The sequence below is a fragment of the Rhodococcus sp. NPDC077669 genome, from assembly GCF_040686915.1.
In the GTDB taxonomy this organism is placed as follows: domain Bacteria; phylum Actinomycetota; class Actinomycetes; order Mycobacteriales; family Mycobacteriaceae; genus Rhodococcoides; species Rhodococcoides fascians.
In genome coordinates this window covers 49,021-68,806 of record NZ_JBFBMD010000010.1, presented here as the reverse complement: position 1 = coordinate 68,806, position 19,786 = coordinate 49,021, and the positions used below count along the sequence as shown (strand labels likewise).

General features: G+C 66.0%; 20 protein-coding genes and 1 riboswitch. Of the genes, 9 read left to right on the top strand and 11 right to left on the bottom strand.

Annotated features, from left to right (window positions below):
• The first annotated feature begins 19 nt into the window (after positions 1–19).
• Positions 20–1,006, top strand: a complete 987-nt coding sequence (locus AB0P23_RS14155; protein WP_027495891.1) for an LLM class F420-dependent oxidoreductase — start codon at positions 20–22, stop codon at positions 1,004–1,006.
• Here the strand turns inward: AB0P23_RS14155 and AB0P23_RS14150 are convergent.
• The 3 genes from AB0P23_RS14150 to AB0P23_RS14140 form a co-directional block, all read right to left on the bottom strand.
• Positions 987–1,712 carry a DUF3239 domain-containing protein gene (locus tag AB0P23_RS14150; RefSeq protein WP_169879424.1) on the bottom strand — a complete coding sequence of 242 codons (726 nt, stop codon included), beginning with the start codon at positions 1,710–1,712 and terminating at the stop codon, positions 987–989. The genes AB0P23_RS14155 and AB0P23_RS14150 overlap by 20 nt on opposite strands.
• 40 nt (positions 1,713–1,752) lie before the next feature.
• A complete protein-coding gene (locus AB0P23_RS14145) occupies positions 1,753–3,408 on the bottom strand; it encodes a DNA repair helicase XPB (RefSeq protein WP_027495892.1) in 1,656 nt (551 codons plus the stop codon).
• A gap of 89 nt (positions 3,409–3,497) precedes the next feature.
• Positions 3,498–5,789, bottom strand: a complete 2,292-nt coding sequence (locus AB0P23_RS14140) for a helicase-associated domain-containing protein (RefSeq protein WP_032372962.1) — start codon at positions 5,787–5,789, stop codon at positions 3,498–3,500.
• A gap of 61 nt (positions 5,790–5,850) precedes the next feature.
• Between AB0P23_RS14140 and AB0P23_RS14135 the strand changes: the two genes are divergently transcribed.
• Positions 5,851–6,039: a hypothetical protein gene (locus tag AB0P23_RS14135; RefSeq protein WP_008719333.1), complete on the top strand. Its 189-nt coding sequence runs from the start codon at positions 5,851–5,853 to the stop codon at positions 6,037–6,039.
• Positions 6,040–6,116: 77 nt separating this feature from the next.
• Here AB0P23_RS14135 and AB0P23_RS14130 read toward each other — a convergent pair whose 3' ends face one another.
• From AB0P23_RS14130 to AB0P23_RS14120, 3 genes are all read right to left on the bottom strand, one after another.
• Positions 6,117–6,728, bottom strand: a complete 612-nt coding sequence (locus AB0P23_RS14130) for a transglycosylase family protein (protein ID WP_027495894.1) — start codon at positions 6,726–6,728, stop codon at positions 6,117–6,119.
• Between the two features lie 8 nt (positions 6,729–6,736).
• Positions 6,737–6,945: riboswitch (cyclic di-AMP (ydaO/yuaA leader) on the bottom strand.
• Between the two features lie 270 nt (positions 6,946–7,215).
• Complete coding sequence (locus AB0P23_RS14125) at positions 7,216–7,590, bottom strand: YccF domain-containing protein (protein WP_027495895.1); 375 nt, start codon at positions 7,588–7,590, stop codon at positions 7,216–7,218.
• Between the two features lie 3 nt (positions 7,591–7,593).
• Complete coding sequence (locus AB0P23_RS14120; RefSeq protein WP_363797915.1) at positions 7,594–7,812, bottom strand: hypothetical protein; 219 nt, start codon at positions 7,810–7,812, stop codon at positions 7,594–7,596.
• A 190-nt stretch (positions 7,813–8,002) separates the two neighbouring features.
• Here AB0P23_RS14120 and AB0P23_RS14115 point away from each other — a divergent pair, with 190 nt between their 5' ends.
• Complete coding sequence (locus AB0P23_RS14115) at positions 8,003–8,419, top strand: cold-shock protein (RefSeq protein ID WP_167327283.1); 417 nt, start codon at positions 8,003–8,005, stop codon at positions 8,417–8,419.
• Positions 8,420–8,422: 3 nt separating this feature from the next.
• On the opposite strand, the gene AB0P23_RS14110 is transcribed toward AB0P23_RS14115, so the two are convergent.
• From AB0P23_RS14110 to AB0P23_RS14100, 3 genes are read right to left on the bottom strand one after another with little or no spacing between them, the layout of a single operon-like run.
• Positions 8,423–8,935 (bottom strand): DUF2771 domain-containing protein, encoded by a 513-nt coding sequence (locus AB0P23_RS14110; protein ID WP_032372961.1) that lies wholly within the window; start codon positions 8,933–8,935, stop codon positions 8,423–8,425.
• Entirely contained in the window at positions 8,932–10,686 is a 1,755-nt protein-coding gene (locus tag AB0P23_RS14105) for an MFS transporter (RefSeq protein WP_206498737.1), read from the bottom strand. The genes AB0P23_RS14110 and AB0P23_RS14105 overlap by 4 nt, the downstream gene beginning before the upstream one ends.
• 4 nt (positions 10,687–10,690) lie before the next feature.
• Positions 10,691–11,548, bottom strand: a complete 858-nt coding sequence (locus AB0P23_RS14100; RefSeq protein ID WP_094650612.1) for a glutaminyl-peptide cyclotransferase — start codon at positions 11,546–11,548, stop codon at positions 10,691–10,693.
• Between the two features lie 50 nt (positions 11,549–11,598).
• Between AB0P23_RS14100 and AB0P23_RS14095 the strand changes: the two genes are divergently transcribed.
• From AB0P23_RS14095 to AB0P23_RS14085, 3 genes are read left to right on the top strand one after another with little or no spacing between them, the layout of a single operon-like run.
• Positions 11,599–12,702, top strand: a complete 1,104-nt coding sequence (locus tag AB0P23_RS14095; protein ID WP_230593034.1) for a DUF3027 domain-containing protein — start codon at positions 11,599–11,601, stop codon at positions 12,700–12,702.
• The gene (locus AB0P23_RS14090; RefSeq protein WP_283550811.1) at positions 12,699–15,425 is read left to right on the top strand and encodes an ATP-binding protein; all 2,727 of its coding nucleotides are present in this window, start codon (positions 12,699–12,701) and stop codon (positions 15,423–15,425) included. Before AB0P23_RS14095 ends, AB0P23_RS14090 begins: the two co-directional genes overlap by 4 nt.
• Positions 15,415–15,966 (top strand): phosphatase PAP2 family protein, encoded by a 552-nt coding sequence (locus AB0P23_RS14085; RefSeq protein WP_027495902.1) that lies wholly within the window; start codon positions 15,415–15,417, stop codon positions 15,964–15,966. The genes AB0P23_RS14090 and AB0P23_RS14085 overlap by 11 nt, the downstream gene beginning before the upstream one ends.
• Here the strand turns inward: AB0P23_RS14085 and AB0P23_RS14080 are convergent.
• Positions 15,935–16,078 carry a hypothetical protein gene (locus AB0P23_RS14080; RefSeq protein WP_167327272.1) on the bottom strand — a complete coding sequence of 48 codons (144 nt, stop codon included), beginning with the start codon at positions 16,076–16,078 and terminating at the stop codon, positions 15,935–15,937. The genes AB0P23_RS14085 and AB0P23_RS14080 overlap by 32 nt on opposite strands.
• A 141-nt stretch (positions 16,079–16,219) precedes the next feature.
• Positions 16,220–16,459 carry a DUF2530 domain-containing protein gene (locus AB0P23_RS14075; RefSeq protein ID WP_027495903.1) on the bottom strand — a complete coding sequence of 80 codons (240 nt, stop codon included), beginning with the start codon at positions 16,457–16,459 and terminating at the stop codon, positions 16,220–16,222.
• A gap of 59 nt (positions 16,460–16,518) precedes the next feature.
• Here AB0P23_RS14075 and AB0P23_RS14070 point away from each other — a divergent pair, with 59 nt between their 5' ends.
• The 3 genes from AB0P23_RS14070 to AB0P23_RS14060 are packed head-to-tail and all read left to right on the top strand — an operon-like array spanning position 16,519 to position 19,780.
• Complete coding sequence (locus AB0P23_RS14070) at positions 16,519–17,970, top strand: NCS2 family permease (RefSeq protein ID WP_027495904.1); 1,452 nt, start codon at positions 16,519–16,521, stop codon at positions 17,968–17,970.
• A gap of 52 nt (positions 17,971–18,022) precedes the next feature.
• On the top strand, positions 18,023–18,451 hold the full coding sequence (locus AB0P23_RS14065) for a MarR family transcriptional regulator (RefSeq protein ID WP_027495905.1): 429 nt from the start codon (positions 18,023–18,025) through the stop codon (positions 18,449–18,451).
• A gap of 57 nt (positions 18,452–18,508) precedes the next feature.
• The gene (locus AB0P23_RS14060) at positions 18,509–19,780 is read left to right on the top strand and encodes an MFS transporter (protein ID WP_032365881.1); all 1,272 of its coding nucleotides are present in this window, start codon (positions 18,509–18,511) and stop codon (positions 19,778–19,780) included.
• Positions 19,781–19,786: the final 6 nt, after the last annotated feature.

Sequence of the window (19,786 nt, the reverse complement as noted above, 5' to 3'; positions counted from 1 at the left end):
CGTCTGTACTGTGCCTGTCATGCGATTCGGAATGTTCGTGCCTCAGGGTTGGCGGCTGGATCTGGTCGGGATCGATCCGGCCCAGCAGTGGAGTGTGCTGCGCGAGCATGCCGTTGCCGCCGAAGCCGGACCGTGGGAATCACTGTGGGTCTACGACCACTTCCACACCGTTCCTGTCGCGACGGACGAGGCGACGCACGAGGCCTGGTCGCTGATGTCCGCACTGGCCGCGTCCACCTCGCGTATCCGACTGGGTCAGATGTGCACTGCGATGTCCTACCGCAACCCCGCCTATCTGGCGAAAGTTGCTGCGACAGTGGACATCATCTCCGGCGGTCGGGTCGAGATGGGTATCGGCGGCGGTTGGCACGAGCACGAGTTCCGCGCCTACGGCTACGGATTTCCCTCTGCCGGTGAACGATTGGGCCGCCTCGACGAGGGCGTACAGATCTTCAAACAAGCGTGGACCACCGGCGAGGTGTATCTCGACGGCAAGCACTACGAGATCGACGGTGCCGTGGTGCGCCCACTGCCCCTGCAGGAGGGCGGCATCCCACTGTGGATCGCCGGTGGCGGCGAAAAAGTGACACTGAAGATCGCAGCGAAATACGCGAACTACACCAACTTCGATGGAACCCCTACCGGTTTCGCCGCCAAATCGGCTCTGCTGCGCGATCATTGCGCAACCGTCGGCACGGACTTCGACGCCATCGTCCGCTCGGCCAACTACAACGTGGCCATCGGCTCCACGGAGGCCGAGGTGCAGGAGCGGTTACGCGCTCTCGAGGCTCGACTGACCGAACACGTCGGAGCCGAGAAGGCACACGAGGCATTGGGCGCATACCGCGGAATGCCCGCCGTCGGAACACCCGAGCAGATCGTCGAGAACCTCACCGAACTGCAGCAGCAGGGCATGACGTACGGAATCTTCTACTTCCCGGAAGCCGCCTACGACCGCTCCGGCATCGAACTCTTCGAGCGCGAGGTCATCCCGGCTCTTCGGTAGGTCGTTCCGCAGGCTCCACTCCCGGCTCTTCGGTAGGCCGCGTCAGGTCCTCGGGCAGATCGGCGGGGTCGACGAGCAGCTGCTGGTTCTTGGCCTTGCGTACCTTCTCCGACAGTCCGATGTTGGCGTGCAGCAGTGCCCATTCGCCCTCGGTGATCTCGGCGGCGGCGCGTGCCAGGACGGCCGCGTCGGTGGTGCCCCAGGCGATCGGCATCGCCGACACCAGCTGCCAGGTGCGTCCACCGGTGTTACGGCCGCGATCGGCGAGCACCGACACCGCAGGCACCTCGGCACCGCGTTCGACGGCGTGGCCGGGCAGCGCACGGACGACGCGCGTGATCAGGACGTAGTGCGGCTCGTCGACTCCTGGTTTCGCGACATCGACCAGCGACAGCAACGTCGCGCCGCTCGGCATCGTCTCGGCCACCACCGCCGGAACCAGATCGCCCCGGGTGTAGAGCGATTCGATGGACCCCATCTTCTTCGGTGCCCACACCATGACCCACAGGGACGTCGCCGCCCCGATGCAGAACACGCCGCCGAGGATGTACGACCACGGCGTCGCGATCCAGAAGAACCAGATCCCCAGTGCCAGCAGGACCGCTGCCGTGAGCGCCGCGGACATCCGCAGCCGGCGAAGTTCGGTGAACGTCTCGTTGACCGACTTCGCGTGGGCTACGTCTACAGGGAACTCGAATCGGCGCACACTGCTATTCCTAGCATGCCGCCGATCCCGACACGAAGCGTCAGATTGCCGGGCCGAGCAGGTCGTCGGCGTCGGTGATGCGGTACGCGTATCCCTGTTCGGCGAGGAACCGCTGCCGATGCGCGGCGTATTCGGCGTCGAGGGTGTCGCGCGAGACCACCGAGTAGAAGTGCGCCTGACCACCGTCGTGTTTCGGCCGAAGCAATCGGCCCAGTCGCTGGGCTTCTTCCTGCCGGGAGCCGAACGTTCCCGAAACCTGGACTGCCACCGACGCTTCGGGAAGGTCGATCGAGAAGTTCGCCACCTTGCTCACCACCAGAGTCTGGATCTCACCCTTGCGGAAGGCGTCGAACAGCACCTCGCGTTCCTTGTTCTTGGTCGAGCCCTGGATCACCGGCGCGTTCAGGGCTTCACCGAGTTCGTTCAGCTGATCGAGGTACGCGCCGATCACCAACGTTGGAGCATCTTGGTGTTTCGCCAGAATGGACTTCACGACGGCGATCTTGGTGTGCGCCGTCGAGCAGAGCTTGTAGCGCTCCTCGGGTTCGGCGACCGCGTACGACATGCGCTCGGCGTCGGTGAGGGTGACGCGCACCTCGATGCACTCGGCCGGTGCGATCCACCCCTGCGCCTCGATGTCCTTCCAGGGCGCGTCGTAGCGCTTCGGCCCGATCAGCGAGAAGACGTCGCCCTCGCGTCCGTCCTCGCGGACGAGCGTGGCCGTCAAGCCGAGTCGACGCCGTGACTGCAGGTCGGCTGTCATGCGGAACACCGGTGCGGGAAGCAGGTGTACCTCGTCGTAGATCACCAATCCCCAGTCGCGGGAATCGAACAGCTCCAGGTGCTTGTACTCACCCTTGGTTCGACGGGTGATGACCTGGTACGTGGCGATTGTCACAGGGCGGATCTCTTTGCGCTCGCCCGAATACTCGCCGATTTCCTCCTCGGTGAGCGACGTGCGAGCGATGAGCTCGCGCTTCCACTGCCTGCCGGCGACGGTGTTGGTGACCAGGATCAGCGTGGTGGCCTTGGCTCTGGCCATCGCCGCCGCACCGACCATGGTCTTACCCGCACCACACGGCAGCACGACGACGCCGGAGCCGCCGGCCCAGAACGAATCCGCGGCCATCTCCTGGTAGTCGCGCAGCGTCCACTTGCCACCCTCGGTATCGAGCTCGATCGGGTGCGCTTCGCCGTCGACGTAGCCGGCGAGGTCCTCGGCGGGCCAGCCGATCTTGAGCAACATCTGCTTCACGTGGCCGCGTTCGCTCGGATGCACGATGACCGTGTCCTCGTCCACCATCGCGCCGAGCATGGGCGCAATCTTCTTGTGCCGCATCACTTCGGTGAGCACGGCGCGGTCCAGGCTGATCAGCACTAGACCGTGGACCGGGCTCTTGACCAACTGCAACCGGCCGTATCGGGCCATCGTGTCGACGATGTCGACCAGCAACGGCTGCGGTACCGCATAGCGCGAGAAGTTGACCAACGCGTCGACCACCTGCTCGGCATCGTGACCGGCAGCGCGCGCGTTCCACAGCGCCAGCGGGGTGATGCGGTAGGTGTGCACGTGCTCGGGCGCACGTTCGAGCTCGGCGAACGGTGCGATCGCCGCCCGCGCTGCGCCCGCGAGTTCGTGATCGACCTCGAGCAACAGCGTTTTGTCGGACTGGACGATCAGCGGGCCGTCGGTCACGGTTCCTCCTAGAGACTTCTGCTGCGCCCGAAAGAGCGCAACTTCTCCATTGTCCACAGGTAGGGGCCCGCGTGCACGTGAGCAGTGACTCAGTCCACCAAGGCGACGGAGGTGATGCGGTGCAGAGTGAACCGCCGCACGCCCCCGGTGGCGGGGTCGAATGCGTCGAGTTGACCGCCACCGATGCTGATCGGATCGACGATGCGGTGGGTCGCGACGCCCTGTGCGTCGACGTACCCGATGCTGACGCTGCGCTTGACCTTCGCTGCTGTCTGCAGCAGCGTCATCGTCGCGGTGCTGCTCGCGCGAGATCCGTCGGCGCGCACCACCGCACCGCCGTTGCCCGCAGCGCGGTCGGCGGCTCGCATTCCGCGTACCAACGACCCGAGCTGCTCGTCGGTGGGAACGGCCGGGGTACGGAAGGTCTGGCGCGGCCGCCGCGCCGACACCCGGGAGCCGCGGGCTCGAAGATCGACGATGGTGCCGGACGAGTCTTCACCCGCGGGCGCGAATCCGGCCCCGGCGAGTACCGACAGCACCTCGGCCAGCGGTGCCTGGGAGATCGCGACGGTCGGGGCAAGGGCGCGCAGGGCCAGCGACTCGGCGGCCGGAGAGGCCATCACCTCGGCGAGCAACGCCGGGTCCTCGCACCGGACGAACGACGCGGCCACGCCGGCGCGTAGCCGGCCGTGACGCCTGGCCACGTCGTCGATCAGATACGTCAGGGCCTGCGGAACCGGAGTGCGGGAATGGGTCGCGAACAACGAATGCAACTCCGAGGCCGTCAGGCCCACGTCGAGGGCCCGGCGCAGGCTCGTGTCGCTGATGCGATACATCGTCGCGGCACCCGCCGACTCGACGTCGGCGACGAGCGCGATCCGATCCTGCAGATCCGGTTCGAGCGGTCCCGGTGCCACCAGCGTCAGGTCGGCCTGCACCAACACGTAGTCGATCGGCTCGGGGAGTGCCGCGCGCATGTCGGCCTCGGCATTACCGTCGTGCAGCAGCGAGCGTCCCGGCGTCGACATCGCGCCGCGCGCGACCACTCCCAACGCGGTCGCCTCGGCGATCACGTGCCCGACGGGTGTCACGCCGAACCGTCCGGACCACCGGGGTCGACGCCACGTCAGTGTGCGGGTGAGGTCGGTGGGCGTCGCGGCGTGTCCACTGCCGAGCTCGGCGAGCAGCTCCAGGATCATGCGACGGTCGCGGGGCGCGGCAGGCGAGCGGACTTCGTCGGACAACGCGGCGATGGGCTTGTCGTTGGGGTCACGCATGCCGATCACCCACGGGGCTCGCGGCGTCTCGAGCCAGGCGGAGGCGAGGGTGTGCCACCGGGCGGCCGGGGCCGCGGCGAGCCACGCGTCGACGGCGGGCGTCGGTGCCCAGTAGTCGTCGCCGGTGTCGGCAGAGGGGACAGGGTCCGGGGTTCCGCTGGAGATCAGATGGGCGGCGGCGAGCAGTTCGACGAGGATGCTCACGCGGTCGTCGTCGAGTCCGGTGGCCTTGGTGATCTTGCGCAGCTCGCGCACTCCGAGCCCGCCGGCCTTGAGGGCGGGAGCCGGCGACGCGGACAGCGCCTCGATGATGGCCACACAGTGCCGCCCGAGCTCCAGTGCCTCGCCCGCCGCAGCAGCGTCGACGTCGGCGAGCGCATGTGCAGTGGTCGTCAGCTTCGGCTCGGCGAGTGAGCGGGGATCCGTCATGGGCTCGCCGCGCAATATCTGACCGACCTGGACGGGGAGTTCGACGGTTTGCTCGTCCAACCAGATCAGCAGGCCTGCGGCGAGCAGTTTCTGCACGGGCCGATCGGGTGGGGTGCCCGGCGCGGCGTCTCGGGTACGGCCGGTGGGCGAAGACCTGGCCAGGGTGTCGAGAAGATTGCGTTCGCCGTCTTCGAGTGCGGCCAGCGCTGTGGTGATGTGGGTTTCGGTGAGGGTGTCCACCGGGTCGAGAGCGCGGCCGATGCGCCACGGCACGGCGTCCGCAGCGGTTGCGCTGATCCGGAACCCAGCGGCGTCGCCCCAGACGAGAAAGCGTTCGCGCAGTTGGGACAGCGCTCTGTCCACGGCTTTGGCCGGGGCGCGCTTGGCGATGACGGACAGCAGCGTGGCCCTGGTGACCGGACGCTCGTAGGCCTCTTCGATGGCCAGGATCTCGAGCACGGTCAGGGCCAGGGTGTCGAGGGTGTCCGCAGTGTGCAGGATCGACCGGCGTTGCTCTGCCCGGCCGGCCAGCACTGCCAGCGAGGCGGGCGGCGGCGCAGTCAGATCCGGACGCAACGACATGGCCTTGATCAGCTCCGCGTCTGTGCGAGCTGCGATCCACTGAGGCAGATCGGGAGGCATGTCGGTGTGTCGGGGCGCAGTCGTGTCGGTCATCGTCTATCAGATTAGAGACCTGGGCTGGTGCTCGCCGCAGGGCAGGTGTCAAAATGGGCCCATGGTGAACAAGTCGAAGAAGCCCTATGTCGATCCAGGCTGGCCGGAAACCGCTCGCGGTGACCACGCGGTGACCGAACTCTCGTCCGCTCGATCGGGTGGCTTGTCGCCCTTCGGTGAGGACACCGAGTTCCCGCTGCCCGTCGAAGACCTGCCCTACGCCCATCCGGTGACCGTCGTCAATCGCTGACAACGGCGCCCGAACACGAGAAAGCCCCCGACATCTTCGCGATGTCGGGGGCTTTTCTCGTATAGCGGCGGTTCTTGCTACTGGGGCAGGAACGCCTTGTTCGCCTGGTAGAAGCTGACGACCTGCGGATCGAGCTGGATGCCCTGAGCGGCGTTCTGGACGAACGACGCGATCTGGGGATCGTTGGTGATGTTCTGGACGGCGGTGACGATGCCGTTGACGACCTCGGCCGACGCATCGATCGACGGGATCGACGTCAGATCGGGGAGGGCGGGAACTTCCGGTGCCTTGGGAGTGGCCGGAACGCTGCGCTCGGTGGGTGCGCTGCTCAGACCGAGGCTCGAGGAGCAGGAGGGCCATGCGCCCCAGCCCTGCGAGTCGAGGACCTTCTCGGCGACTGCGATCTGCTCTTCACGGCTGGCCTGGTTGGCCGTTGCCGCGTACTGCTGTCCACCGTGTGCGTTCCAGGTGCTGGGGGAGAACTGCAATCCGCCCTGGAAGCCGTTGCCGGTGTTGATGCCCCAGTTGCCGCCTGCTTCACACTGCGCAAGGCGATCCCAGTCGGAATCCGGTGCCGCGTTGGCGGTACCGGTGAAGGCGATGCCCGCGGTGCCCATGATGGCACCGGTGACGGCGACCTTTGCGACGGTCTTGCCAGTGGTGCTCGGCTTGCGATGACGTCCGCTCATACGAGTTGAAATCCTCTCCACACGCGCCTGCGAGGTCAGCTGTCGGGTTCGGGCTGAGAGGTAGCCCGGCCTTCTTGCTTTTCCATATCGGATGAGCAATTGGGCTTCACCCCAAGGGAACTCGGTGCGGCTTCGTGAGTCGCTACAAGTTCCCGGTTGTCCGTGGAGGACGTGGGTCCCCCGTCCTCGTCCCCTGGGTGATCGTCGAGGGTTGTTCCGGTTCCCGCGGGACGAGGTTTGGCGCTGCGGGCCGGAATTCGGCCGAACTTTCCGGCCGCTGCTGACCGTACTGAAATTCCCGGGTTACGTCACTATTTGGTAACCGTCGATTTTTTCGTGTGTCCGCGACCGTCCCGACGGTCTGATTCCGGTCGCTCGAATAGGCCCAGCTAGTGGCTGTTCTCGGTGATCGACCCCGTGCTGTTGCCGGTCTGTTACCGAAGCGTGATGTGACGGAAGTCACATCACGCGAGGGGGCCTCGAAAGGTCACCGAACCGCAACGATGTCTTTCCCCAGCGGCATGAGCGAGACCGGAATCAACTTGAGGTTCGCGATCGCGAGCGGAATACCGATGATCGTGATGGCCATCGCGATCGCCGTGACGACGTGTGTCAGCGCCAGCCACCACCCGGCGAGGACGAGCCAGAGCACGTTGCCCACGAGGGCACCCGAACCCGCGCCGGGCTTGTCGACGATCGTCGACCCGAATGGCCACAGGGCGTAGACGCCGATGCGGAACGACGCGATCCCGAACGGAATGGTCACGATCAGGATGCACAGCAGGAGTCCCGCGAAGAAGTAGCCGAGTGCGAGCCACAGTCCACCGAACACGAGCCAGATGACGTTCAGGAGCAGTCGCATGATCTATCGCGCCCGTCGGCCGGAGAGCAGCGCGTACACCACAGCGAGCACGAATCCGGCGGGTGCCGAGAACATCGCCGTCAGGTACAGGCCCAGCGGCGGCTTGGCGTCGGAGAAGACCGGGAAGAACAGGATCGCGACGATGGCAACGAGGCCGATCGCGAACAGCACCAGCGCGATGCGCAGCAGTGCAGTACTTCGCTTGCGAGTAGATGAGTCCACACCACCACGGTAGTGCGCGGCGGTGCGTCGTGCGAAAAACCGGAATGCCCTATTCGGGGCCTGCGCGCTAGACTGGCGTATTCGCGTCCTGCGTTTTCGTGGGGCGCGAAACTTGTGCACACCGCAGGGTCCCGACATCGGGCGTGCGGATACGAAACCAACGACAGCAACAGATGAACGGGTGAGCTCAGTGCCGACCGGCAAGGTGAAGTGGTACGACGTCGACAAGGGATTCGGATTCCTCTCGCAGGAGGAAGGCGAGGACGTGTATGTGCGTTCGTCAGCGCTGCCCGAAGGCGTCGACGGCCTCAAAGCCGGCCAGCGCGTCGAATTCGGCATGGCCGCGGGCCGTCGTGGCCCGCAGGCACTGAGCCTGAAGGTTCTCGAGCCTGCCCCGTCGATTCGCCAGAACAGCGGCAGCACCCGCCGCGAGCCCGTCGAGCGCAAGCACACACCCGACGAACTGCACGGCATGGTCGAGGACATGATCACGCTGCTCGAAGCGACGGTGCAGCCGGAACTCCGCAAGGGCAAGTACCCGGACCGCAAGATCGCTCAGCGCATCTCCGAGGTGGTCCGCGCCGTCGCTCGCGAGCTCGACAGCTGATCGTTACGGACGCGTGCCGATGGACCAGATCGCGTGGCTGACGAAGCTCTCGGTATTGGTGTCGGTGTCGATGATTCCCGTGGGTAGCCGAACCTCGATTCCGAGCAGGGTTCGGCCGCCGTCGTCCGTCGTCGGGACGGTGACGCTCAGCCGGGTTCCCGGCTGATTGAACTGGCTGCTCTCGACGACCGCCCCGGTGTCGTCGCCGTAGACCAATGCCAGTTCCCACGGCGCGGAGTAGACGGCCTCGGGCATCGACAACTGCACCGTCGGGGCAGATCCCACCTGGATCTCGGCGGTCTCGCCGACGTTGGTGCACAGCGGGTCGCTCACGGCGCAGTACAGGTAGGGCTCGACTTGTACGGCTCGACCGTTGGAGTACGCCGTGACGACCGGTTCCTTGTCGGGGGCATTGCCGATCAGGACGGCGAGTACCCCGACGAACGCGACCGCGATCACGAACAGGCCGGCGGCGATCAGCGACGCGATCTTCTTGGTGCGGGGAGCCAGGTTCACTTGGTCACGTTTTCGCCGTAGGAGCTGTCGGATACTTCTTGTTCGACATGGTCGGGCCGGTTGCCACCGAACCCGGGTAGCAATGATCGACCGCGGTAGGTCAGGAAGGTCTGCACGAGGCCGATCGTAAGCAACACCGACACGACCGTGAAACCGAGCCAGTACTCGGTGGGAAGCAACACCCCGAGCGTTCCGCCGAGAACCCAGCACAGCTGCATGACGGTTTCCGAGCGGCCGAACCCGGATGCAATGGACTCCGGAGGCAGGTCGGACTGCAGAGACGCGTCGAGCGAGACCTTGGCCAGTGCGCTCGCGCTCGACGCGACCAGGGCGGCCACGGCGGCGGTGAGCAAACTGTCCGTGACAGCTGCGACGACGGCGACGACCGTCACCGCGACCGTGCACCGCAGGACGACCACCGATGGTCGGCCGAGCTTGATCCTGGCACCGAGTGCGTTGCCGGCGAAGTTGCCGAGACCGGCGGCGGCTCCGACCAGTCCGAGCATTGCGGCCTGCTGCAGCGGCTCGTGTTCGGTGCGGGATTTTGCGACGAACGCGATGTACAGCGTGAGGAAGCCGGTAAGAATTCTGATCGTGCCGTTGCCCCAGAGTCCGACGATCACCGCACGGCCCAGTGGCTGCCTGCGGTTCTTGGCGGCGGTGGCAGGCGGTGGGGTGCGCTTCAGCTTCTCGGTCGGGGCACCGCTGCCGGGGTAATCGCTGCTGTGATGCTGGTCGGCGTGGTAGCCGAGGGTGGCCGGAACTTCGCCCTCGGTCACTTCCACCCAGGACGGGATGCGCATGCTCAGGTATGCGCCGAGCACGGTGATCGCGGCGACGAACCACAGTGCGCCGGGCGAATCGGCGACGAAGGCGATACCGCCGGCGACAGCGCCTGCGGCGATGGTGCCCCCGAGCAGTCCGAAGACGGTGAGCCTCGAGTTGACGCGGACGAGGTCGATCTCCGGTGGCAGTACCCGCGGCGTCACCGCACTCTTGAGTACCGCAAACGATTTGCTCAGGACGAGCATGCCCAGCGCCGCTGGATAGAGCACCCAACTGTCGAAGTTGAACACCAACACCACCGCCAGCACGGTACGCAGGCCGAACGAGGTGGCCAGCGCGATGCGTCGGCCGTGCTGCAACCGGTCGAGCAACGGGCCGATCAGCGGCGCGATCAGCGCGAACGGAGCGATGGTGATCACCAGGTACAGCGCAACCTTCGTCTTGTCCTCACCGGTCGCCGCGGAGAAGAACAGCGTGTTGGCCAGTGCAATCGCCAGGGCAGCGTCCGATGCGAAGTTCGCCATCGTCGCGTAGGTCAGCGCGGTCAGCCCGGACTTGTCCGCCCCATCGGCTTTCGCAGCCCGCTGGAACGACGCGATTCCTTTGCCGGTCAGCTCGCGCCCACGCATCGCCGCGACGCGGGTGACGGTGAGCTTCTTGGGCATCGGTGGTGGCTTACGGCCGCCGGTTCGGCCGCGCGCGGCAGTGATCTGCTGCGTGCGCGCCGGGTGCAGCGGCGGCAACGGTTGGCGGCGGCTCGGAACGTGGCCGCCGGCACCGGATTGGACAGCACGGGGGTCGGCCGGTGGATAGTTGACGAAACCGGGATGCTCCGAGCTCTGTTCGTCAGCAGTGGAGTGACCGGTTTCGTTGCCAGGAGCGGAGCCTGCGGAGTGACCTATTTCGGTGCCAGCGCCCGAGCTTTCCGCACCTGGCGTGGGGTGGGGGAGTCGCGGATCGGTCACGTGATCAATTCTGTCCTACGGCCGCGGGATCGGTGAATCGCACCTCGAAGATCTTGGGCCAGAATTTGCCGGTCACGAGGAATCTGTCGGTCCCGGGGATCTGGGCGATGCCGTTGAAGACGTCGGCTCCGTTTCGCTCGGTGGCCGACATCGAATCCCACATCGGCTTGCCGTCGACGACGGCGGTGACGCGGCCGGTGGTGGGGTCGATGCGCATGATGTCGAAGGTCTGCCAGACGTTGGCGTAGATCGAGCCGTCCTCGGCGCATTCGAGTTCGTTGAGCCGTTCCACCGGATTGCCGTCGAGTGTGACGTCGACGGTGTTCACGGCGTCGAAGGATGTGGGGTCACGGAAGGTCAGGGTGGACGTGCCGTCGCTCATGACCAGTCGGTCGTCCGGGGTTCCTTCACCCTGCGTGCACAGCCCCCATCCTTCGCCGTCGTAGTCCACTCGGCGCTGTTCGGCCAGGGTGTCTCGGTCGCGGGCAATGGCGACTCCGTCTTGCCAGGTGATCTGCCACAGGGTGTCGCCGTCGACGGTGATGCCCTCGCCGAACAGGTCGGACGGCAGATCGACCCGCCCCAGCTCGGTCATGTTCTCGAGCGACGTGCGGCGGACGAAGGAGGAGCCCTCCAGCCCGGTGCCCTCGTAGAGCACATCACCGTCGATCTCGAACCCCTGAGTGAAGGCGTCGTCGGCGCGATCGTAGGAACGCAGAACCTCGGCGCCCAGCGTGGGTACCGAGTCCGACGTGATGGGGGCCGAGTCGCCTGGACCCGACGTCGACGAGCAGGCGGTGACGGTCAACAGGGACGTCACGAGTGCAGCGAAGGTGCGAGCGCGGACGGTCATTGCATCCATGATGGCAGCCCGAACTGGGCGTCACCGAGTTGATGCGGCAAACTGAATGTGTGAGTGTCGTATCTTCTCCAGAGCTCGGATCCATCCGCCCCGTCTTGGCCGATGCCGTGGATCTCGCGCGGCAGGCTCTGCTCGAGCTGGGAGAGGGCGGTGTCGGCGAGTACCTCGGCGTGACCGTGGAGGACGACAGTGCTGCCACCCACCGCTTCGCCAGCGATCTGGACGGCTATCGCGGATGGCAGTGGGCCGTTGTCGTCGCTGCTCCCGACGACGCCGATCACGCCACCGTCAGCGAACTCGTGCTGCTACCCGGTCCCGATGCTCTCGTGGCACCGTCCTGGGTGCCCTGGGACGAGCGCATCCGACCCGGTGATCTCGGGCCGGGCGATCTGCTCTCTCCACGTCGAGACGACCCGCGGCTGGTGCCGGGATACGTCGCGTCCGGTGACCCCGCCATCGACGAGGTGGCCGGCGAGATCGGGCTCGGCCGCACTCAGGTCACCAGCCTCGAGGGACGGCTCGATGCCGCCGAACGATGGCACGACGGCGACTTCGGCCCGGACAGCGAGATGGCCAAGGCCGCGCCGTCCACGTGTGGACTCTGCGGTTTCTACCTACCCCTCGCGGGATCGCTCTCCGCAGCGTTCGGAGTGTGTGGCAACGAGTTCGCCGCCGACGGTCATGTGGTGCACGTCGAATACGGTTGCGGCGCGCACTCCGATACCGAGCTGCCCACCGGAGCGGGCTCGCCGCAGTTCGAGCCGTACGACGACGCAGCACTCGACGTCACTCCGTCGCCGACCGGTGCCGCACAGTCGAACGAGCCTACCGCGAACGACGCTGTTGCAGAAGATGATTCGGAAGCGATCGTCTCGTCGGCCGAGACGGTAGCGGTGGCGGAGTCCAAGGCACCCCAGCCCGACGCGGCAGCACCTGAATCGGCAGACTCCGCACCGGCAGAGCCCGAGGTGGTCGAGACCGGGAACGATGAAGCTGACGCAGCGCCTTCCATTGATGCAGCCCCTTCCACTGGCGACGCCTCTTCTACTGACGACGCGTCTCCCGCAGTCGATGCCGATGCCGGTGTCGATCTCGTCGCCGATTCCAGTGTCGACGATGTTGTGCAGCAGGAGGATTCGGCATCGCCGAGCTGATCGATCCTTTCGGTACCGGGTCGCTTCGCGAGTCGATTCTCGCGTCCTGGGGTTCCTCGCCCACGCGGCTGCGGGAAGATTCGGCATCCGAGGCAGATCTGGTGCGCGGGGGATACCGCGATCGTTTGTTGACCGAGTTGGCACAGAACGCGGCTGATGCTGCGCAGCGAGCCGGCGTCCCGGGTCGGCTCTCGGTGTGGACCGACGAGGCGGGTGCACTGCATGTCGCCAACACCGGTGCCGCACTGGACGTGTCGGGTGTGCACGCTCTCACCGCGCTGCGGGCGTCGGCGAAAGCTGCGGCCGATCCGGGTGTCGGACAGTTCGGGGTCGGCTTCACCGCGGTGCGATCGGCGTCCGACGAGATCGAGGTCCGCTCGCGCGGTGGCGGGGTGATCTTCAGTGCCGAGCGCACTCTGAGCGCGTTGCGCGAGCGGGACATGACAGTGCCGGAGTCGGGTGTGCCGGTGCTTCGGTTGGCGTGGCCTACTTCCACACCTCCCGCTGCCGGGTTCGATACCGAGATCGTGTTGACGCCGCGACCCGATGTGCAAGCGGAATCCTTTGCCGGGGGGTTCCTCGACGAGGCCGTCGAATTGTTGCTCGAGCTCGACGCGTTGGATTCCATCGAGATCGATGGCGTCGTCGTCGACTGTGTGAGAACGGAACTCGACGATGCACGCGTCGAGATCGCCATCGGTTCGCGAACGTGGCTGCAGTACACCACCTCGGCTGCGCGGTGGATCGTTCCGATGGTCGACGGTCTACCCGTTCCCGCAGCGCCGGATGTGTTGCGGGCCCCGACGCGGTCGGACGAGCTGTTGTCGTTGCCCGCGTTGGTCGTTGCCGATGTACCCATGCAGCCGGATCGTCGACGGGTGTTGCCCGGCGTCTCTGTCGCCGAGGTGGCCCACGGTTATCCCGATTTCGTGGCGTCGTTGCCTGCGTCCGCGCGAGTGTCGTTCGTACCCGAGGTCGGGTTCGCGCGCAGTGCGATCGACGGTGCGCTACGTGAGCTGATCTTCCGCCGATTGTCCACCGCACCATGGCTTCCCGCTGCCGACGGACCCGATCTCGTACCAGAACGTGCGCATGTTCTTGCCGATGCCACCGAGGAACTCGCCGCGGTGTTGCTCGATGTGGTCCCGAATCTGGTGGACGCCGCTCTGTCGGGCGCGCGGCACGCGTCGGCGTTGTCGGCGGTGGGAGTGCACCGCATCGGGTTGGCGCGGTTGGCCGAGATGCTCGGCGGGCAGGCCCGTGAGCCGGCCTGGTGGCGGCGGCTGTACGACGCGTTGACTCCGCTCGTCGTCGACGGGTTGGCAGCGGAAGAACTTGCTGCGCTGCCGGTTCCGCTTGCGGACGGTCGTACGGTCACCGGTCCACGGACTACCGTCGTCGGGTCGGACGCGTCGGCCGAGGTCACGTGGGTACGCCTGGTGCATCCGGATGCGGTGAGTCCGTTGTTGATTCGGCTGGGTGCGCGGGAGGCCACTGCGGCCGAGCTGTTGTCGGATCCCGCCCTCGAAGCGGCCCTCGACGATCTCGATTGGGACGGCGACGAGGTGGATAGCCTGGTGTCGGCAGTGCTGGCGCTGGCGGGGGAGGCGGGAGAGCTTCCGGGGTGGCTCGGGAGTCTGCCACTCGAAGACGACGAGGGCGAATTGCGCAGTGCGGACGAACTGTTGCTGCCCGGTGCACCGTTGGCGAGGCTGTTGGTTCGGGATTCGCCGTTCGGTGTTCTGTCGGCGGCCTCGGTGGCCAGGTTCGGTGAGCGGGCCCTGCGCGCGGTGGGCGTCGGCTGGGGGTTCTCGGTGGTGCGCGACGAGTGTCCGACGGGGCCGGATCACGACCTGGACGACGAGCCCGCCTGGTGGTCGAGTCTGGCCACGGAGCCGGAAACCCTTGTTGCGGTTCGTGATCTCGACCTGGTCCGGTCGGATGCCTGGGCCGAAGCTCTGACGATTCTGCTCGACGAACCGAGTACCCGTGCAGCCATGACCGACCGGGACGGCTACACGGCATGGTGGCTGCGACGTCATGCGCTGATCGACAACCGCTCGCCGACCACGTTCCGGGCGCCGTCGGACGAGACGTTCGCCGGTCTGCTCGATCCGTTCGATCATCCGCGCGCCGACGAACTGCACGCGGTGCTCGCCGCGTCGACGTGTGAGAGCGTCGAGAGCGCGCGGGTGTTGTTGCGTGCACTCGAGGACCCGCAGCGACATCCGACGGCGGCGGTGATCGCGCGCACGCACACGCTGATCGCCAGTGCCGTCCTGGATCGACGCATCGACGTGGCGGATCTCGATCCACCGGATCGCGTGCGCACTCTCGGCGGCACCGTGGCCGATGCGTCGGACGGGTTGGTCGTCGATGCGCCATGGCTGGCACCGGTCGTGCCACCGGAGGTGGCGGTGCTCTCGGACATGACCACGGCAGCCGCGTTGGCCGATGTCCTCGACATCAGGCGGGCGTCGGAGGCCATCACCGGCGAGGTTCGCGGAGTCGGACGCGTCAGCTCGTGGGATCGAGAGCCCGGGGCCGTGCTGGCCTGTGCGGTGCTGGGTCTACCGCTGCCGACAGGTTCGGTGGTGGTGCACCGCGAACTCGTGGTGCGGTTGTCGGGGGCTGTCAGCGGTGACCGTGCTGTGCCGTGGTGGGTGACCGCGGACGGAACAGTGCATTGTGTGGAAAGTTGGGAGCGACCTCGTGGGGCCTGACCATGCCGTGTTGGAGTGGATGGTCGAGCATCGAGTCGGCTGGGTCACGACGATGTTCTGGATCATCACCACGGTGGGGAACACCTTCATGATGTTCGTGTTGTCCGCGGGGGTGTGGGGCGCGTTGCTGACGTCCAAGAGGACTGTCGACGCGTGGATGGTCGCGGGTTCGATGCTCACCGGGTGGGGGCTGATGAATGCGCTGAAGTTCGCGTTCGCGCGGGAACGTCCACCGATTCCTGAACGCCTGGTGGAGATTTCGAGCCATTCGTTTCCGTCCGGCCACGCGACGATGTCGATGTTGCTTGCCACGGTGGCGATCGCGGTGATGCTGCGATCGTCCACTCCGTGGCTGCATCGGCCGGTGCTACTGACGTTGCCTGTGGTCGCGGCCCTGCTGATCGGATTCTCTCGGATCTATCTGGGTGCGCACTGGACGACGGACGTGCTGGCCGGCTGGGTGTTCGGTGCCCTGTGGGGGCTGGGTTGGATCTACGCCGAAAAAGCGATCAGCGCGAGAAATCCGAGCGCTGCGCGATAACGAGGAGCTCGTCACGCATGGCCGGGCTGGAGACAGCGTTGGCGCGTGCGTAGAGGGCGCGGAGCGAGCGGACGTGGTTGCGGCGGTTGCGGTACTGAGCGACGAACTTCATGGCCTGTGCTTTCGTGGATCAAAGGTTATCGAAACTGACATAACCTATGCTCCACGTTAACTCTGTGTTACTCAACCGGCTGAGGGGTTAGTTTGCCCACGTCAGAACGGTTTTCGTGATCGGGCTAACGTGATCCTGATCTCAATCGAGGCCGCGTTGGGCGGTTCTGCTGCCGCGTCGTGACGCGGCTCTCTGCGCCAGGAACAGAGCGAACCCGACAGCGCCGACCGCGATGCCGGACCAACACGTCGCCACCGCGTCGTCGCTGCGGTCGCCGGTGGCGGTGAACACGACCAGCGCAACGATCCAACCGAGGATGCCGATCGTCAACACCGGCACCGGATCGGTGAGGCGGGGCGGGATCTGCGGGACGTCGGCCACGAATTCACGCTACGCCACCATATTTCGCCAACCCTCGCGGTGTGCTTTATCTTTCACTCATGCCTATGTCGTCGCGATTACTCGACAACTACTTCAAGATCACCGAGCGCGGCTCGACTGTGGGTTCCGAGGTTCGCGGCGGTGTCGTCACTTTCGTGGCGATGGCCTACATCGTCGTGCTCAACCCGCTGATCCTCGGTAGTTTCTCCGCCGACGACGCAGCTGCCAAGACCGACGTGCTCGGCAACATCCTGCCCGTCGCCCAGGTTGCCGCCGTGACGGCACTGGTCGCCGGCTTCATGAGCATCGCGTTCGGCATCATCGCCAACTACCCCTTCGGTATCGCGGCCGGCCTCGGCATCAACACTCTCCTGGCCGTCACCATCGCTCCTCAGGTCAGTTGGCCCGAGGCCATGGGCCTGGTCGTCATCGACGGCATCATCATCGTTCTGTTGGCCGTCACCGGCTTCCGGACGGCGGTGTTCAACGCGATTCCGCCCGAACTGAAGGCTGCGATCGCCGCAGGCATCGGTGCCTTCATCGCGTTCATCGGCTTGGTCGATTCCGGCTTCGTACGCCGGATCCCCGACGCCGCAGGCACGACGGTTCCCGTCGGCCTCGGCATCGACGGGTCCATCGCGTCGTGGCCGACGGTAATCTTCGTGTTCGGGTTGTTGCTGATGGGTGTGCTCGTGGTGCGCAAGGTCCGCGGCGGTCTGCTGATCGGCATCGTGGTCACGACGGTGTTGGCGGCCATCATCGAGGCGGTCACCGACGTGGGGCCGTCGAACGGCGTCGACCCCAAGGGCTGGAACCTGTCCGTGCCGCAGCTGCCCAGCGTTCTCGTACAGTCGCCGGACCTGTCGCTGGTGGGCAACGTCGACCTGTTCGGTGCGTTCACCCGCATCGGTGTGCTGGCCGCGAGTCTGTTGGTGTTCACGCTCGTCCTCGCGAACTTCTTCGACGCGATGGGAACGATGACGGGTCTGGGTAAAGAAGCGAATCTCGACAAGGACGGCACGCTGCCCAACATCGGCAAGGCGTTGGTCGTCGAAGGTGCCGGAGCCATTGCGGGCGGCGGCGCGTCCGCATCGTCGAACACGGTGTTCGTCGAGTCGGCCTCGGGAATCGCGGAAGGCGCACGCACCGGACTGGCCAACGTCGTCACCGGCCTGCTGTTCCTGCTGGCGATGTTCTTCACCCCGCTCACGGCTGTCGTGCCCATCGAGGCGGCTGCTCCGGCGCTGGTGGTGGTGGGTGCCCTGATGATCGGTCAGGTTCTCCACATCGACTTCAAGCGCTTCGATTACGCGCTGCCGGCCTTCCTCACCATCCTGGTGATGCCGTTCACTTACTCCATCGCGAACGGTATCGGCGTCGGTTTCATCACGTGGGTCGTGCTCGCCGTCGGTTCGGGCCGAGCGAAGACGGTACATCCCCTGTTATGGGTCGTCGCGTTGCTGTTCGTGGCGTTTTTCGCAGTCGGTCCCATCACGGATGCGGTTACCTGATGCTGGGTCGGTACCAGGGCGTATTCTCTGCGCTGTGACGTCGGGAAACAGTGTGAAAGACAATCGGGAATTGGCAAGCGACCTGTCGCTTGCGGTGGTGAGGTTGACTCGCCACCTTCGAGGTAGGCGAGTGGACTCGCAAGTGTCGCTCACTCAGCTGTCGGCTCTGGCCACGCTGAGTAGGGAGGGCGACATGACGCCTGGCGCGTTGGCGGCTCGGGAGCGGGTTCAACCCCCGTCGATGACGCGGGTGATCGCGTCGTTGGCCGAGCTGGGTCTGGTGGAGCGCACGCCGCATCCCACCGATGGCCGTCAGGTGATCGTGTCGTTGTCGGCGGCCGGCAAGGAACTGATCGCGGACGAGGCGAGTGCTCGCGAGGCGTGGATGACCGCACAGCTGGCAGGCCTCGGACCCGAGCAGCTCGCGACGCTGCGAGATGCGGTGAGCATCATCAGCGCATTGGTCAGCGACTCCGAGTAGTTACCTAGGTTTATTATTTGACCTGTGGCTCCAGTTTCACGTACGTCCGGCGCGACGATGTTCGCTGCTCTGAAGACTCGCAACTACCGATTGTGGGCGTCGGGGCAGATCGTCTCGCTGGTCGGAACGTGGATGCAGCGGGTGGCCCAGGACTGGCTCGTGCTGACGCTCTCCGGCGGCAACGGCTTTGCCGTCGGAATCGTCATGGCCCTGCAATTCGGGCCGACGCTGTTTCTGTCGGTGTGGGGCGGAGTACTCGCAGACCGGTACGACAAGCGCAAACTCCTCATGATCACCCAGGTGTTCGCCGCAGTCTGCGGTCTGGTGCTGGGTGTGCTCGATGTCGGCAACATGGTCGAGCTCTGGCACGTCTATGTCATCGCCTTCATCCTCGGCTGCTCGTCTGCCATCGACGCGCCGGTGCGGCAATCGTTCACCATCGAGATGGTGGGCAAGGAAACTCTGTCCAACGCGATCGCGTTGAACTCGATGACGTTCAACATGGCGCGGATCGTCGGGCCTGCGGTGTCGGGAGTGCTCATCACCCTCGTCGGTACCGGCTGGGTGTTCCTGATCAACGCGGTGTCGTTCGCCGCGGTGTTCGGTGCCCTCTTGGCGATGAACGTCGGTCAACTCTTCCGTGTCGAACCGGCACCGCGCGCCAAAGGGCAGGTACGGGAGGGCTTTCGCTACGTCTGGGGGCGGGGAGACCTACGAGTGTTGCTGGCGACGGTGTTCATGGTCTCGACGTTCGGTCTCAATTTTCCGCTGAGTCTGTCGGTGCTGGCGCGCAACACGTTCGGCAGCGGAGCCGACGCATACGGGTTGCTGTCGACCACCCTCGCGGTCGGCACGCTCGCGGGAGCGACCCTGGCGGCCCGGCGCGCCACCGCCCCTCGATTGCGGCTCTTCATCGGTGCGGTCATCGCGTTCGGTCTGTTCGAGTTACTCGTGGGATTGATGCCCAATTACGTTCTCGTGGCAGTGCTGTTGGTGCCCACCGGCGCATTGACGCTGACGTTCACGACGTCGGCGATGAACATTCTGCAGATGTCGGTGCCGTCCGACATGCGCGGCCGCGTGATGGGCATCTACATGCTGTGCTTCCTGGGCGGAACTCCGCTGGGCAGCCCGGTGCTCGGCTGGCTCGCCGACGCCCTCGATCCACGCGCACCGCTGTTGTTCGGCGGTGTCATCTCATTGGCGACGGGACTCTTCGCTGCCGTGTATCTGCTGCGGCACAACAACTTGCGGATCACCGTGGTACCGCCCGCCGACGGTCACCGGCTGCCCACCCTCGACACGGTGGCCGCAGCCGCCAAGGTCTGACGCTCC

Excerpts from the sequence above, each read along its gene's own strand:
- AB0P23_RS14100 (WP_094650612.1), bottom strand. The coding sequence starts at position 11,548 with ATGGATGCAATGACCGTCCGCGCTCGCACCTTCGCTGCACTCGTGACG.
- AB0P23_RS14140 (WP_032372962.1), bottom strand. The coding sequence starts at position 5,789 with ATGACCGACACGACTGCGCCCCGACACACCGACATGCCTCCCGATCTG.
- AB0P23_RS14070 (WP_027495904.1), top strand. The coding sequence starts at position 16,519 with ATGCCTATGTCGTCGCGATTACTCGACAACTACTTCAAGATCACCGAG.
- AB0P23_RS14125 (WP_027495895.1), bottom strand. The coding sequence starts at position 7,590 with ATGCGACTGCTCCTGAACGTCATCTGGCTCGTGTTCGGTGGACTGTGG.
- AB0P23_RS14135 (WP_008719333.1), top strand. The coding sequence starts at position 5,851 with ATGGTGAACAAGTCGAAGAAGCCCTATGTCGATCCAGGCTGGCCGGAA.
- AB0P23_RS14155 (WP_027495891.1), top strand. The coding sequence starts at position 20 with ATGCGATTCGGAATGTTCGTGCCTCAGGGTTGGCGGCTGGATCTGGTC.
- AB0P23_RS14060 (WP_032365881.1), top strand. The coding sequence starts at position 18,509 with ATGTTCGCTGCTCTGAAGACTCGCAACTACCGATTGTGGGCGTCGGGG.
- AB0P23_RS14080 (WP_167327272.1), bottom strand. The coding sequence starts at position 16,078 with ATGAAGTTCGTCGCTCAGTACCGCAACCGCCGCAACCACGTCCGCTCG.
- AB0P23_RS14130 (WP_027495894.1), bottom strand. The coding sequence starts at position 6,728 with ATGAGCGGACGTCATCGCAAGCCGAGCACCACTGGCAAGACCGTCGCA.